General features: G+C 66.4%; 14 protein-coding genes. 7 read left to right on the plus strand and 7 right to left on the minus strand.

Annotated features, from left to right (window positions below):
* From B3446_RS08510 to B3446_RS08535, 6 genes are all read left to right on the plus strand, one after another.
* Positions 1 to 980, plus strand: a 980-nt coding sequence (locus B3446_RS08510) for an alginate O-acetyltransferase AlgX-related protein (RefSeq protein ID WP_291379764.1), incomplete at its 5' end; no start/stop codon positions are given.
* A 9-nt stretch (positions 981 to 989) separates the two neighbouring features.
* Positions 990 to 2,570: an MBOAT family O-acyltransferase gene (locus tag B3446_RS08515; protein WP_291379766.1), complete on the plus strand. Its 1,581-nt coding sequence runs from the start codon at positions 990 to 992 to the stop codon at positions 2,568 to 2,570.
* Between the two features lie 24 nt (positions 2,571 to 2,594).
* Positions 2,595 to 2,834, plus strand: a complete 240-nt coding sequence (locus B3446_RS08520; RefSeq protein WP_105237897.1) for an acyl carrier protein — start codon at positions 2,595 to 2,597, stop codon at positions 2,832 to 2,834.
* Positions 2,835 to 2,859: 25 nt separating this feature from the next.
* On the plus strand, positions 2,860 to 4,353 hold the full coding sequence (locus tag B3446_RS08525) for an AMP-binding protein (protein WP_291379768.1): 1,494 nt from the start codon (positions 2,860 to 2,862) through the stop codon (positions 4,351 to 4,353).
* Positions 4,350 to 5,024: an alginate O-acetyltransferase AlgF gene (locus tag B3446_RS08530; RefSeq protein ID WP_191576659.1), complete on the plus strand. Its 675-nt coding sequence runs from the start codon at positions 4,350 to 4,352 to the stop codon at positions 5,022 to 5,024. Before B3446_RS08525 ends, B3446_RS08530 begins: the two co-directional genes overlap by 4 nt.
* Positions 5,025 to 5,034: 10 nt before the next feature.
* Entirely contained in the window at positions 5,035 to 6,165 is a 1,131-nt protein-coding gene (locus B3446_RS08535; RefSeq protein ID WP_291379770.1) for an acyl-CoA dehydrogenase family protein, read from the plus strand.
* Positions 6,166 to 6,228: 63 nt separating this feature from the next.
* On the opposite strand, the gene B3446_RS08540 is transcribed toward B3446_RS08535, so the two are convergent.
* From B3446_RS08540 to B3446_RS08560, 5 genes are all read right to left on the minus strand, one after another.
* A complete protein-coding gene (locus B3446_RS08540) occupies positions 6,229 to 7,230 on the minus strand; it encodes a DUF4434 domain-containing protein (protein ID WP_191576685.1) in 1,002 nt (333 codons plus the stop codon).
* A gap of 3 nt (positions 7,231 to 7,233) precedes the next feature.
* Entirely contained in the window at positions 7,234 to 7,647 is a 414-nt protein-coding gene (locus B3446_RS08545) for a YidB family protein (RefSeq protein ID WP_175122855.1), read from the minus strand.
* Between the two features lie 141 nt (positions 7,648 to 7,788).
* Positions 7,789 to 8,976 carry a lytic murein transglycosylase gene (locus B3446_RS08550; protein ID WP_291379819.1) on the minus strand — a complete coding sequence of 396 codons (1,188 nt, stop codon included), beginning with the start codon at positions 8,974 to 8,976 and terminating at the stop codon, positions 7,789 to 7,791.
* 62 nt (positions 8,977 to 9,038) lie between these two features.
* Positions 9,039 to 9,755, minus strand: a complete 717-nt coding sequence (locus B3446_RS08555; protein ID WP_291379773.1) for an MOSC domain-containing protein — start codon at positions 9,753 to 9,755, stop codon at positions 9,039 to 9,041.
* Positions 9,756 to 9,770: 15 nt separating this feature from the next.
* Complete coding sequence (locus B3446_RS08560) at positions 9,771 to 10,595, minus strand: ferritin-like domain-containing protein (RefSeq protein ID WP_291379775.1); 825 nt, start codon at positions 10,593 to 10,595, stop codon at positions 9,771 to 9,773.
* A gap of 96 nt (positions 10,596 to 10,691) precedes the next feature.
* Between B3446_RS08560 and B3446_RS08565 the strand changes: the two genes are divergently transcribed.
* Positions 10,692 to 11,825, plus strand: coding sequence for a GNAT family N-acetyltransferase (locus B3446_RS08565; RefSeq protein WP_291379777.1), 1,134 nt, complete (start codon positions 10,692 to 10,694; stop codon positions 11,823 to 11,825).
* 27 nt (positions 11,826 to 11,852) lie between these two features.
* On the opposite strand, the gene B3446_RS08570 is transcribed toward B3446_RS08565, so the two are convergent.
* Positions 11,853 to 12,323 (minus strand): DUF1854 domain-containing protein, encoded by a 471-nt coding sequence (locus tag B3446_RS08570; RefSeq protein WP_175122860.1) that lies wholly within the window; start codon positions 12,321 to 12,323, stop codon positions 11,853 to 11,855.
* 21 nt (positions 12,324 to 12,344) lie between these two features.
* Positions 12,345 to 14,630, minus strand: coding sequence for an ABC transporter ATP-binding protein (locus B3446_RS08575; protein WP_291379779.1), 2,286 nt, complete (start codon positions 14,628 to 14,630; stop codon positions 12,345 to 12,347).
* Positions 14,631 to 14,846: the final 216 nt, after the last annotated feature.

Below are 14,846 nucleotides of genomic sequence, written 5' to 3' on the forward strand. Positions count from 1 at the left end.
GCGGCGTGGCCCCGATGTCGCGGTCGGCGTGGCTGGGCGGCTCGGCGGGCGCCGCGCTGAACAAGGCGCTGGCGTTGCCGCGCCAGGCCGACGTCGACACGTGGAACGCCGCGCTGCGTTATCGCTTGTTCGGCGACCTGGGCGAGCAGGTCGCGATGGGCTGCCCTGGCTGGCTGTTCTACCGCGACGGATTGCGGCCGCCGCCCGGCGTGCACGTCTTCGACGATCGCCTGCGGCTGATGCGGCATTGGGTGCGCGAACTGCGCGCCAGGCAGGTGCAGGTGCTGGTGGTCGCGGTGCCGGACAAGTCGCGCATCGAGTCCGCCCAGCTTTGCGGCCTGCCCGTGTCGCAACCGATGCGCCAGACGCTGGACTCCTGGCAGGCAGCGCTGCGCGCGGATGGCGTGCCCTTCGTCGATCTGCGCGACGCGTTGATGGCGGCCCCCTCGCCCCGCTTTTTCCGCACGGACGTGCACATGAATGCGCAAGGGGCGCAGGCGGCAGCCGCGCGCGTGGCCGAAGCGGCGTTGCCGCTTTTGAACGGCAAGGGTACGCAGGCGTTCGAGACAGAACCGTCCTCTGCGCCGCAGCCGCGCATGGGCGACCTGATCGTGCTGGCGGGCCTGGAGCAGGCGCCGCCCGGATGGCGGCCGGATCTGGAGCAGGTATCGGAGGCGAAGATCGAACCCGTGCGCAGCGGCGGCCTCCTGGATGAGCCGCCCCCGGTAGAGGTGCTGCTGGCGGGCACCTCCAACGGCCGCCGCAGCCAGTTCGGGGAGCGCCTGGGCATGGGCCTGGGGCGCGAAGTCTGGAACATGAGTCTGGACGGCGGACAGTTCTCGGGCGCGCTGACGATGGCGCTGGGGCAGCGCGCGCAATGGCCCGCCAGCCTGAAGCTCGTGATCTGGGAGTTCTCGGAAAACGCCCTGTCGCTGCCGCTGACCGCGGACGAACAAGCCCTGCTGGCGCGCATCCCGTAGCGGACCAAGATGCTATTCAACTCCTACCTGTTCCTTTTCATCTTCCTGCCCGTCACGCTGGTGGCGTACTACGCGCTTGGACGGCTGAACGTGCGGCTGGCGGCGCTATGGCTGTGCCTGACCTCGCTGGTGTTCTACGGCTGGTGGAATCCGCAGTTCGTCGTGCTGCTGGCCGGCTCCATCGCCTTCAACTACCTGGTCAGCCAGCTGATCCTGCACAACACCGCACGCCCCCGGCTGCAGGGCCTGATCGTGGGACTGGGCGTGGGCGCCGACCTGGCGCTGCTGTTTCACTACAAGTATTTCGTGACGCTGCTGAACTTCCTGAACGACTTGGGCATGACGGCGGCAACCGCGGACGACATCATCCTGCCGCTGGGCATCTCGTTCTTCACGTTCACGCAGATCGGTTATCTGCTGGACTGCAAGGCGGGCGTCGTGAAGGAGCGCAGCCTGCTGAGCTACGTGCTGTTCGTGACGTTCTTTCCGCACCTGATCGCCGGCCCGATCCTGCATCACAAGGAAATGATGCCGCAGTTCGCGCAGCCGGAGAATTACCGCTTCAAGGCCGAAAACCTGTCGGTGGGCGCGATCCTGTTCGTGATCGGCCTGGCCAAGAAGGTGCTGCTGGCCGACGGCATCGCGCCGTACGCCGACGCAGGGTTCGCGGCGCCGGGCGAGTTGCAGTTCTTTGGATCATGGGGCGCCAGCCTTTGCTATGCGCTCCAGCTTTACTTTGATTTCTCGGGCTATTCGGACATGGCGCTGGGCCTGGCGAAGATGTTCGGCATCCGCTTCCCGCTGAATTTCAACTCGCCCTACAAAGCGGGCAACATCATCGAATTCTGGGCGCGCTGGCACATGACGCTGACGCGCTACATCACCGCGTATCTGTATTACCCGGTGGCGGTGGCCGTGAACAAATGGCGCACGAATCGCGACCTGCCGGTGGGCTCGGCCGGGCTGAAGACGCTGGGCGGCTTTGCCGGCAGCATCGCGCTGCCCACGCTGTTCACCATGACGCTGGCGGGCGTGTGGCACGGTGCGGGCTTTCAGTTCGTCGTGTTCGGGCTGCTGCACGCGATGTATCTGTCGGTGAACCACGCCTGGCGCATCTTCGTCGTGGGCCGCAAGCCCGCCGCCGCGCGCAACACGCATGCCGCCACACGCGCGCTGTGCGTGCTGATCACGTTTGTCGCGGTGCTGGTGGCGCAGGCGTTCTTCCGCGCCCACGGGGTGGGCGACGCGATGCTGCTGGTGCAGGGCATGACGGGCGCGCGCGGCATCGAGCCGGTGGACATGTCCGCGCATGTCGCGGGTCTGGCGTTTGGCGACGCCTGGCGCGTCATCGCCGGCCACCACATGCAGCTCATCTATGCCGTCGTGCTGCTGGGCATCGCGTGGTTCGCGCCCAATTCGCATCAGATCCTGGGCCGCTGGTCGCCCGCCCTGTTCAAGCCGAGCGAGACCCCCCAGACGTTCATGCGCTGGCGTCCCAACATCGCGTGGCTGGCGGTCATGCTCGTGCTGCTCGCTTTCTGCCTGGTGAACCTGCACAAGGAAGCCCGGTTTCTCTATTTCCAATTCTGATCCCACGGGGTCGCGGAGCAAGATATGGACATCAACGCTATCGAAGCCAAAGTGGCGCAACTCGTCGAAGGCATCATCCTCACGCAGGTGGACCCGGACACGCTGCTGATCGAATCCGGTCTGGTCGACTCGTTGGCGGCCGTCGACGTGGCGCTGGCGGTGGAGCGCGAATTCGGCTGCAAGATCCCGCCCACCGAGATCGACGTGCATCTGGAATCGGTGCATACGCTGGCCGCCTTCATCGCGGAACGCCGCGGCGCCTAGCGCGCAGCCACGGGAGGGCCGGACCATGCGCTTCGACTTCAACACGTTCGATTTCGCGGACACGCAGACTGACGCCGACGCGATCGCGGTCGTGGACGCGCGCGGGGCCACGTCGTGGCGCGCGCTGCGCGCCGCCACCGAGGCCTGGAAACAGGAAGCGCGGGCCGCGGGCGCGCGACCCGATACGCCGCTGGTGATTTCCGGCCACAAGGAGACGGCGTTTCTCGTAGCGATACTGGGCTGCCTGCGGTTGGGCGTGCCCTTCGTGCCGGTGGATGTCATCAACCCGCCCGAGCGCATCGCACGGATCGGCGAACTGGTGCGCGCCGGCCTGCGCTACGACGCGCAGGCCGCGCATTTCGTTTCCACAGGCGGCGTGGCCGCGCCGCTGGAAGAAAAGGATCTGGCCTACATCATGTTCACGTCGGGCAGCACCGGCGATCCGAAAGGCGTGCAGATCGGCCGCGAAAGCATCGGCCTCTTCGCCGGATGGATCCGGGACTGCCTCGCGCTGGGCGCGGCGCCGGTCTTCATGGACCAGATGCTGTTCAGCTTTGACTTTTCGCTCTTCAACTGGGTGGGCGCGCTGACGCTGGGCGGCACCTGCGTGCTGTGCCCGCGCGAGACCATCGCGCAGCGCGATGCCTTCGCGCAGTATCTGGCCGGCAGCCGCATCAGTGTCTGGGCCTCCACGCCCTCGTTCGTGCGGCAGCAATTGTTCAACCCCGAGTTCGACCATGCCCACCTGCCCGATCTGCGCGTCTTCGTGTTCGGCGCCGAATCGCTGACGCCCGCACTGACAGAGGAACTGTGGCAGCGCTTTCCGCAGGTGCGCATCGTCAACTCCTACGGCCCGACCGAAGCGACGTGCTCGACCACGTGGGTTGAGATCGGCCCGGCGCTGCGCGCGGCGGCGCCCAATCCATTTCCCATCGGCCGCGCCAAGCCCTATGCCGAGGTCTTCATCGAAAACGGCGAGATCAGCATCGTGGGCGACCACGTCATGCGCGGCTACCTGAACCGCCCCGACCTGAACGCCACGCGCATGTTTACGCGCCACGGCAAGCGCGGCTATCGCAGCGGCGATCTGGGCGAGATCGACGCGCAGGGGCTCGTCACCTTCCGCGGCCGGATCGACGATCAGATCAAGCTGCATGGGTATCGCATCGAACTGGCGGAGATCGACGCGGCCATCGCCGCCCTGCCCGGCGTGCGTGCCGGCGCCACGGTGGCGCTGCGGCGGCCCGATGGCGCCATCGTCAGACTGATCGGCTTTATCGAACCCGCCGCAAACGGCCAGCGTACGCACTCCCCTGCCGCCGGCTTGCAACCGCTGCCCGCTGATCTGACAGACTGGAAGGCCACGCTGGGCCGGCGTTTGCCGCCGTACATGATTCCGTCAGAACTGGTGGCCTGCCCGCACTTTCCCACCACCAGCACGGACAAGGCGGACCGCAAGCAGCTCGAACGCCTGTATCTTGAAACGCGCCTCAGCAAGAAGCCGGAGCCGCAAGCATGACTCGCACAATCTTTCGTCTCACCCTCGCCCTGACCCTGGGGGCCTGCTCCGCCAATGCCGCCGCCGAAGGCGTGCTGGCGCAACTGTATGCCGCCCGCCCGCCGGCGGGTTCCTCGTTCGTCCGGGTGGTCAATCCGCACGTGAACCCGCTGCAGGCGCAGGTCGCCCAAGGACCGGTGCAGGAGATCGGACCGGACCGGCAGGCCACCACCTACGCCATCGTGAAGGGCAATCAGCCCTTCGACGTGCGCATCGACGGCAAGCTCGCCGGCACGCTGCAGGTGGCGCCTGACACGTTCAGCACGCTGGTGCCGCGGCGTGACGGCGGCAGGCTGTCGTTCAGCGTCATCGACGACAACGCGGGCGCGCAGGACGCGCTGAAGGCTGAACTGCGCTTTTACAACCTGGCGACCGATTGCCCCGCCGGGCAGTTGTCCGTCAGTCCGCCGGGCCCGATCCTGTTCAAGGACGTCGAGCCCGGCGCGTCCGCCGCGCGCGCGATCAATCCGGTCAGCGCGACGCTGACCGCCGGCTGTGGCGCGGCCGCATCGCAGGCGCTGCCGCTGCCGGCCTTGCAGCCGGGCGACCACTACAGCCTGTTCCTGACCGGAACGCCCGAGGCCCCCGTGCTGCGTGGCCAGACCAGCGGCACGGACGCGTACAAGAAATAGGGAGGCCATCATGCGCCGCGTTTTCCGGGACGACCACGAACTCTTCCGCGACCAGGTCAAGCGCTTCATCGAGAGCGAGATCGCGCCCCACTATGCCGAATGGGAAGAAGCCGGCGTGACGCCGCGCACGCTGTGGCGGCGGGCCGGCGATGAAGGGCTGCTCAATTGCGCGCTGCCGGATCCTTACGGAGCAGGCGGCGACTTCGGGCATTCGGCCGTGGTGATCGAGGAGCTGGCCCGCGCCAATTTCCTGGGCATCGGCTTTTCGATCCACTCCGACATGGTCGCGCCGTATCTCCTGAACGTCGGCACAGACGCGCAGAAGCAGCGCTGGCTGCCCGCCATGACCCGTGGCGAGACCATCGGCGCCATCGCGCTGACCGAGCCGGATGCGGGCAGTGACCTGAAGGCCGTGCGCACGCGCGCGCGGCGCGATGGCGAACACTTCGTGCTCAATGGTCAGAAGACCTTCATCACGAACGGCGTGAACGCGGGCCTGGCCATCGTACTGGCCAGTACCGATCCCGATCTCGGTGCGCGCGGGCTGTCGCTGTTCTGCGTCGAGGAAAACCTGCCGGGTTACACGAAGGGCGCGCCCCTGCACAAGATCGGCCAGCACAGCCAGGACACCTGCGAACTGTTTTTCAACGACGTGCGCCTGCCTGCCGACTGCCTGCTGGGTCCGCTGAACAATGCGTTCGAGATCATGACGCGCGAGCTGGCGCGCGAACGCCTGGCGATCGCGCTCCGCGCAGCGGCGTCGCAGGAAGGCATGCTGGACCAGGCGGTGCAGTACACGCGAGATCGCAAGGTGTTCGGGCGCCGCGTGATCGACTACCAGAACACGCGCTTCAAGCTGGCGAATGCGCGCGCGCAGAGCACCATGCTGCGCGTTTTCCTGGACGATTGCCTGGCGCGCATGATGGAGGGCGAGCTGGATGCAACGACGGCGGCCATCGCCAAGCTCAATGCGACCGAGATGCAAGGGCGCATTCTGGACGATCTGCTGCAGCTTTACGGCGGCTATGGCTACATGGCGGAATATGGCATCGGCCGCGCGTGGACCGACGCGCGCGCATTGCGCATCTTCGGCGGCACCAACGAGGTCATGCTGGAAATCATCGGCCGCAGCTTCAACTGACGCCGCGCGCCTGACGGGGCCATTCCAGAGGCGCACTGCCGGGCCGCGCAGCACAAGCGAACTTCAGAGCCGAGCATCCATCCAGGCCTGCATCAGCGCGCGCGCCTCCGGCGTGTCGTCGATGACCCACGGGTCCAGCGCAAAGGCCACGATGCGCTTGGCGCCGTAGCCGCGCGCCACCTCCCACTGCTCATGGACCCGCTCAAAATCGGCAGACCGCGCCTTGAAGGTCGAGCCGTCGGTGGCGCCCGACGGCAGTTCCTCGAACAGTTCCAAGATCAGGTCGAAAGACGCGTGGCGCGCCAGCAGCATGTCGTGGAGCGGTTCCAGCGCCCGGAGGTTCTCCAACCCGGCCACACCGACGCCGTCCTGGATCATGGGGTGTATGCCCACGTGGTCCAGAACATGGCTCCACAACTTCATCAATGACCCGTCGCCCGGCAGGCGGCTGTGATAAGTCGAGATGCACGGCACGCTGCTGCTGGTCTCTTGCGCCGTGCGCGACAACGCGTCCAGCCATGGCACCAGCAGCGCCTGCCGTTCGGCGGACGCCCAGTTGTACTGTTCCAGCTCGTACGGCAGATACCATCCACGGAACGCACGGCGCTGATTCCAGCCTGACTCCCGCATGTACGCGGCGCCGCGCTCACGCGTCTGGTCCAGAAAGGCGGCAAGCGCGGGCGTGTCGGCGCGGGCCAGCACGTCCCACCAACGCTGGTCGTATGGCAGGCCCACGTGGATGCCAATGCCCTGGTGCGCGGCTTCGTCGAACAGGGTGGCAAGGAGCGCCCCGGGGGCCATCCAATCGTCCGGCCGCCCGCCTTCCAGACCGGTCCATTGCAGGAAGATTTCGCGGCAGCCCAGCCGCCGGAAGCTGCGCAGCCGCTGGCGCCAGTCTTCGGGCGTCAGGTCCGCGTGGCTGCGCCAGAGCTGCAGGAAGGTCGCGTTCAGGGAAAGCGGCGGCGAGCATGCCGCCAGCGGCGCCAGGGCGCTTAACGCCAGCGCCTGGAAGAGGCGCCGGCGCTGAGGGGATTTGAGCTGCGGGGGTATCAGGGGACTGCCCAGCCTTTATCCGCGGTTGCCGAACATGCCGGACAGCGAGCCCAGCAGGTCGGCGGGGTTGAATGGCTGGCCGGGCTGCACCGCGCCTTCCGGCGTGGCCTTGTCGACCAGTTGCGGCAGCAGGGCCGACAGCGAATCCAGCACCGAAGTGGTGTCCTGCCCCGTCTTGGCCGCCAGTTCGTTCACGACGCCAGGATCCAGCACGGATCCGAGCTGGTCCGGGCTGACGGGCAGATTCTGGCCCGTGCCCACCCAGGACGCCACCACTTCGCCCAGCCCGCCCTTTTGAAAGCTGGCGATCAGACCGGTCAGACCGCCCGGGTATTTGTTCAGTTGCTCGATCAGCGCAGGCAGCAGCGAGGCCGAACCGCCCTGCTGACCGCCACCGGCCATCGAGGCCAAAGTGTCCAATAGGCTCATCGCCGCGCTCCTGAAAAAGTCGGGAAATCAGTATAGGCCGATGAAAAGCGCGGTGTGCGGCAATGCTGTTGCCGCCCGCGACGACTTTGCAAAAGTTGTAAATCGCGTGGGCGGCTCATGCTTTTGGATAGTGCCTTCGGCTCAGCCCTTCGGCGTGGACGTCGCCGCCCTGAGCGCCTTCAGCGCCTTCTGGCCGGCGCGTCCGTCTGGCGGCAGGCCGAGTTCGCGCTGGGCGGCCTGCAAGGCCTGGCGCGTGCGAGCGCCGATCATGCCGTCGGGCTCGCCCAGCTCATAGCCACGCGCGATCAGAAGGCGCTGCAGTTCGCGTCTTTCGGCGCGCGACAGACCGGGATCGTCCGTGGGCCAGGCCTGGGTCAGCGGGCCGCCGCCGCGCAGGCGGTCAGACAGATGCGCAATGGCCAGCGCATAGCTTTCGGCGGCGTTGTAGGAATACAGGGCATCGAAATTGCGCGTCACCAGAAACGCCGGACCGTTGCGGCCCGCGGGCAGCAGCAGACCGGCCGGCGTATCGCCGCCGGGCAGCGCCTGTCCATCGGCGCGCGTCACGCCCTGTTTCACCCACGACGACATGGGCCGCTTGTTCTTGCGGCCCGCGCCGGACGTGTCCAGTTTCGCGGGCAACCTGACCTCGTAGCCCCACGCCAGCGCCGGGTTCCAGCCCGCGCGCTTCAGGAAATTCGCGGTGGATGCCAGCGCGTCCGGCACGCTGTCGACCAGATCGCGCCTGCCATCGCCGTCAAAGTCCACCGCCAGCCGCAGATAGGTCGACGGCATGAACTGGGTCTGGCCGAACGCGCCGGCCCACGAGCCAACCAGGCGCTCGGGCGCGATGTGTTCGTCCTGGATGATCTTCAGCGTGGAGAAGAATTCGCCCCGGAAATACGCCTGGCGCCGGCCATAGCACGACAGCGTCGACAAGGACGTCAGCAGCGGCCGTCCGCCCAGCGTGCGGCCGAAGTTGCTTTCCACGCCCCAGACCGCGGCAATCGTCGCCGGGTCCACGCCATAACGCTGCGACGCCCGGTCCAGTTCGGCCTGCCACCGCGCCATGCCGGCCTTCCCATCTGCCACGCGCTCGTCGTCCACCAGGCCCGCCATGTAGTCCCAGATGGGCGTCTTGAACTCCGGCTGCGCGTCCAGCAGGTCGATCACCGCCATGTCGGGTGCGAGGTTTGCGGTGTGCGTGTCGAACATCGCCGCCGACACGCCGGCCTTCAAGGCGGGCGCCCGCAACTGCGACAGGCAGGCGGCAAAATCGCCGGCGGCCAGTGCCGCTGGCGCGGGCAGGATCAGCGCTGCGCTCGTCATCACGGCAGTGGTCAGCGCGCGATTTACAGCAGTATTCGACAGCGCGCCGTGCAACAGGGATTTCATGCTTGGGGTTCCTTGGGAGGTGCGATGGCGGCATCGCCTTGCAGGCGCCGCGTCCAGTCTTCGACTTCGCCGGCACGGGCGCGCTTTTCAAAGAGCGCGCGCCAATTCGGCGACAGCTCGGGCAGCGCCGCCAGCGCATGCAACACGTCCGGGTCCAGCACGCGGCGGTTCAGGATGTCCTGCACGCGCGCCAGCGACCACTGCGGATGCAAGCGCTTTTGCAGCGTCAGCGAGTCGCCGGGCGCCAGCCAGCCGGTCTGCAGCACGCGGTAGTACCAGCCCGTCATGCCGCTGGCCTGAACCTGCGCGGCCATGCCCTTGTGCTGGAACCGGTGATCCAGCTTCCAGCACGGCTGGCGCGCCTGCGACACCTGAATGAACGCGGTGCCCGCGCGATAGACGTCGCCCACGCACACGTCGCTTTCGGTCAGACCGGTGGTGGAAAGGTTTTCTCCGAACGCGCCCGGTGCGCGCAGCACCGCGCGTTCGCCCAGCGTCTGCAGCCAGGCAGGATAGTGGTCGCGCGCGTAGTGGTGCAGCGCCTTTTCCGGGCCGCCGTGAAAGCGTCGGTCCGCCTGCGCGTCGCCGTCCAGTCCTTCCAGACCGAGCCAGCACCGCTCGGCGACCGGGTGCTTGTCGATGCCGCTGTCGCGCCCCGAATCGCCCAGCGGCCGCACGGCGCCCGTCAGCAGCGCTTCGATTGTGATGTCCATTTTCCCGTCGTCCATTCAGCCGGCCTGCAGCGCGGCAAGCTCGTCGTCGTCGAATCCGGCGGCGCGCCGCGCCTCCAGGTTGAAGGGGCCGCGCAGGCGCGGCGCCTGATAGCGCGCCGCCAGTTCGGCATAGCAGGCCACCGGCTCCTTGCCCGCCTTCGCGCACTGCTGCTTGTACCAATGGTTGCCGATGGCGACGTGGCCGATCTCGTCGCGCAGGATGATATCGACGATGGCGGCGCTTTGCGCGTCGCCCGCGCCCGCCAGCTTGTTGCGGATCATCGGCGACGCATCCAGGCCGCGCGCTTCCAGCGTGCGCGGCACGAGCGCCAGGCGCGCCAGCAGGTCGTCCTGCGTGCGCTCGGCCATATCCCACAATCCGTTGTGCGCGGGGAAGTCGCCGTAGGCATAGCCCAACGTGTCCAGCCGCTGACGCAGCAGGTCGAAATGCAACGCTTCTTCGCGCGCCACGCGCAGCCAGTCGCGGTAGAACGCCTCGGGCATGCCGGCAAACCGCCACATGATGTCCAGCGCAAGGTTCACGGCGTTGAATTCGATGTGGGCCAGCGCGTGCAGGAGCGCTGCCCTGCCTTCCGTCGTGGCCATGGACCGGTGTTTGACCTCTCCCGGCGCGACCAGTTCGGGCTTTGCCGGGCGGCCGGGCAGTCCCGCGACGGGCGCAAGAACGCGCTCGCAATCCAGCCGGGCGTCGTCGGCAATGGCGCGCACGCGCGCCAGCTTGTCGGGCCATGCCGTGGCGGCCAGCGCCGCCAGCGCCTGCTCGCGCATGCCGTGCGCATCGTCATCCTGCCCGCCGGGGGCAGTCTTGCTGCTGTCCATATTGCCGTCGTTCCCGGGCGCCGCGTGGACGCCTCAAATCCCTGTCGTTGCCATGGCTTGCACGCCATGCGCTGCCGAAGACTTTATCATTCGCGGATGGATCCCCTGCGCCTTACCTTGGAAACCGATCTGTCCCGCATCGACGCCCGGCAATGGGACGCGCTGGCCGGAGACCAACCCTTTCTGCGGCACGCCTTTCTGCTCGCCCTGCACGACACCGGCTGCGCATCGCGCCAGACGGGCTGGGCGCCGCATTTCATGGCGCTGTGGCGCGACGACGTGCTGGCAGGCGCGGTGCCGCTTTACCTGAAGTCGCATTCACGCGGCGAGTATGTGTTCGACTACGCGTGGGCCGACGCCTTCCAGCGGCACGGCATGCGCTACTACCCCAAGCTGTTGTCGGCCATTCCGTTCACCCCGGTCACGGGTCCGCGGCTGCTGGCCGCCAACGACGAAGACCGCGCGACGCTGGTGCGGGGGCTGGTGGCGTTTGCCGAAGAGGTCAACGTGTCGTCGTTGCATCTGCTGTTTCCGGCCGACGCCGACGTGCGCGCGCTGCGGGAGGCGGGCTTCATGATCCGCGAGAGCGTGCAGTTCCACTGGACCAACGCGGGCTACGCCGATTTCGACGCATTCCTGGCTGCGATGAGCCACGACAAGCGCAAGAAGATCCGCCAGGACCGCAAGAAGGTCGCCGGCGCAGGCCTCACCTTCCGCTGGTTGCGTGGCGGCGAGATCGGCGCAGAGGAACTGGAATTCTTCTACGGCTGCTATTGCCGCACCTACTTCGACCACGGCAACCCGCCCTATCTGAGCCGCGAGTTCTTTGAACAGGCATACCGCGACCAGCCCGATGCCTTCGTGCTGATCCTGGCCGAACGCGACGGCGTGCCGGTCGCGTCGGCGCTCAATCTGGCGGGCGGCGATGCGTTGTATGGCCGGTATTGGGGCGCGACGGAATACGTGCCGGGGCTGCACTTCGAGACCTGCTACATGCAGTCCATCGCGTATTGCATCGCGCACGGCATCGCGCGCTTCGAGGGCGGCGCGCAGGGCGAACACAAGATGGCCCGCGGCCTGCTGCCCATGCCGACGTGGTCAGCGCACTGGGTGGCGCATCCGGGATTCGCCGAGGCGATCCAGAACTTCCTGGATGAGGAAACCGCGGCGGTGTCGGACTATCTGGGGGAACTTGAATCGCACACGCCGTTCAAGGAACGGGGTGTCTGACACCGGCGTTATACGACCGCCTTGCCGTCAGAGAAAGCGGTCCAGCAGCTTGCGGCTGTGCTTGTCCAGCGACTGGATGTCGCGCACCAGATAGAAGATGCCGTGGTTGTCGGCGATCAGCAGCGTCTGGGCGGACAGGCGGCGGATGTCTTCTTCGCCGCGTAGCGTGAACGACGTCGGACCGCGGTCGGTATCCACCTTCCAGACGCTGGGCGTGGCGTAAGTGGACACGCTGGACAGCTTGCGGATTTCGGGCATGAACTCGCGGCTGGCGAGTTCTTCTTCGATCAGCGCACGCGGCTCGGCAGGGACGTCGGACAGATGTTCGATCCACAACAGCTCGTGCCCGTCGCTGGTCACCAGCGACAGTCCGCGGCCGGCCTCGCTGATCGGGAAGGCGCGCACCGGGATGACGCCTTCGTGCGATTCGCCGTCGGCGGACTGGAACTCCAGGCGTCCGAAGGCATTGCGGCGCAATTGAAAGAACGGCAAGGTCATGGCGAAAGTTCCGTTTCCGCGTCAGGCCACGGCGGCCATGTCTTCGCTGCCCGACGCCTGCGCGTCGGCTTCCGCCTGGCGCGCCTGTGCCTGATACAGGCGATAGTAGGCGCCCTCGCGGGCCATCAATTCTTCGTGCGGTCCCTGCTCCACGATCTGGCCGCGGTCCAGGACCACCAGCCGGTCGGCCTTGCGCAACGTGCTCAGGCGGTGCGCGATTGCAATCGTTGTGCGGCCGCGGACCAGATTGTCCAGGGCCTTCTGAATTTCTTTCTCGGTCGTGGTGTCCACCGACGACGTCGCTTCGTCCAGGATCAGGATGCGAGGGTCGATCAACAGCGCGCGCGCGATCGAGATGCGTTGACGTTCGCCACCGGACAAGGCCTGGCCGCGTTCACCCACCAGCGAGTCGTAGCCGTGCGGCAGGCGCAGGATGAATTCGTGCGCATGCGCCGCGCGCGCCGCAGCCACGATCTCGTCGCGCGTGGCGTCCGGCCGGCCATAGGCGATGTTCTCGGCGATGGTGCCAAAGAACAAAAACGGCTCCTGCAGCACCAGCCCGATATTGCGTCGGTAGTCGGCCACGCGGACCGAACGGATGTCGGCGCCATCCACCATCACGGCGCCCTCGGATACGTCGTAGAAGCGGCAGATCAGGTTGATCAGCGTACTCTTGCCCGAGCCGCTGTGGCCCACGAGCCCGATCATTTCGCCCGGAGCGATGGTCAGATTCAACCCGCGGATGACCTGGCGGTTGCCGTAGCGAAAGCCCACGTCGCGCAGTTCGATGCGGCCGTTGATGTGCGGCATTTTGGCGGGGTTTTGGGGTTCCGGCACGCTGGACACGTGGTCCAGAATGTCGAAGATACGCTTGGCGCCAGCGGCAGCCTTCTGCGTGACCGACACGATGCGGCTCATGGAATCCAGGCGCATGTAAAAGCGCCCGATATACGCCAGGAACGCGGCCAGCACACCCACGGTGATCTGCTTTTGCGACACCTGCCAGATGCCGAAGATCCACACCACCAACAGGCCAACTTCAGTCAGTAGCGTGACCGTCGGCGAGAACAGCGACCACGTCGTGTTGACGCGATCGTTGACTTCGAGGTTGCGGTTGTTGGCTTCGCGGAAACGCGCGACCTCGCGCTTTTCCTGCGCGAACGCCTTGACGACGCGGATGCCGGGAATGGTGTCGGCCAGCACGTTCGTGATCTCGGACCAGATGCGGTCGACCTTTTCGAAGCCGTGCCGCAAGCGGTCGCGCACCGCGTGGATCATCCAGATGATGAACGGCAGCGGCACCAGCGTGACCAGCGCAAGCCACGGATTGATGCTGATCAGAATGACCGCCGTCATGGCGATCATGAGAATGTCGGTGGCGAAGTCCAGCAGGTGCAGCGACAGGAATACACAGATGCGGTCGGTTTCGCTACCGATGCGCGAAATCAGATCGCCGGTGCGCTTGCCGCCGAAATACTCGAGCGAGAGTTGCTGCAGGTGCGCGTAGGTGGTGGTGCGCAGATCCGCGCCGATGCGTTCGCTGACCCACGCCAGAATATACGTGCGCGCCCAACCCAGCCCCCACGCCAGAATGGCCGATCCCAACAGGCCGCCTAGATAAAGCCGCACAAGGCTGTAATCAATGGGTGCGCCGTTCTGGAACGGGATCAGCACATCGTCCATCAGCGGCATCGTCAGGTACGGCGGCACCAGCGTGGCCGCCGTGCCGAGCAGCGTCAGCAGAAAACCGGCAAACAACGGGCCGCGGTAGGGCCGCGCAAAACGCCACAGCCGCAAGAGCGCCCAGGTGGTCGACGGCGCGGCCTGCTCCTGATTGCACGTCGGGCATTCTTCCTCGCCCGCGGGAATGACGTTATTACAGATGGTGCAGGTGCGTTCTTCCAGCGCTTCGGCCGGCTTGCCCGACAGCCGAATCGACTGCTGCGTTTCAAACTGCGCCAACAGCCGCAGCGCCGCGGGATTACAAGCCAGCGTGAATCGCCAGACGCCCAGACGACCGGTATCGTCGTGCAGCTCCAGCACGGCCGCGCCGGCATGGTCGCTGAGGGATAGCTTCAATTGAGGGCCGTATGGCCAGGATTCCCAACCGGAATCGTCGGGAAGGCGCGCGATCAGCCGTTTATCGGTCACGGCGACCAGACCCGGCTGGAATTTCAAACGCTGATCGAGGTCTATTTCGACCCAGGCCAGAAGGGTTTCGTCATCCGCCACTTCGGTGCGGATTTCATCCCGCCAGCGGGCAGGAAATGCGTCGGCAAGGCCGGAAAGCAGGTGTGGTTTTTTCATTGGAACGCATACCGGGCCAGGACTCTGCCCTACTAGGCGGCAACCGGTTTGACGCCATCGGCGGCAAACGTGTCCCTTCCTTACAACACAACGAGTTCACGCCATGAAGGCGTCGTATAGTATCAGCCGATTTTTCTAATTAGGAACATCTGGGATCCCCCACTCGTTGGCATTATTCTTAAGGCGCAACCCCAATAAAATCGCGGTCTTGCATAG

It is taken from the genome of Achromobacter sp. UBA5777 (assembly GCF_002418565.1).
In the GTDB taxonomy this organism is placed as follows: domain Bacteria; phylum Pseudomonadota; class Gammaproteobacteria; order Burkholderiales; family Burkholderiaceae_B; genus Achromobacter; species Achromobacter animicus.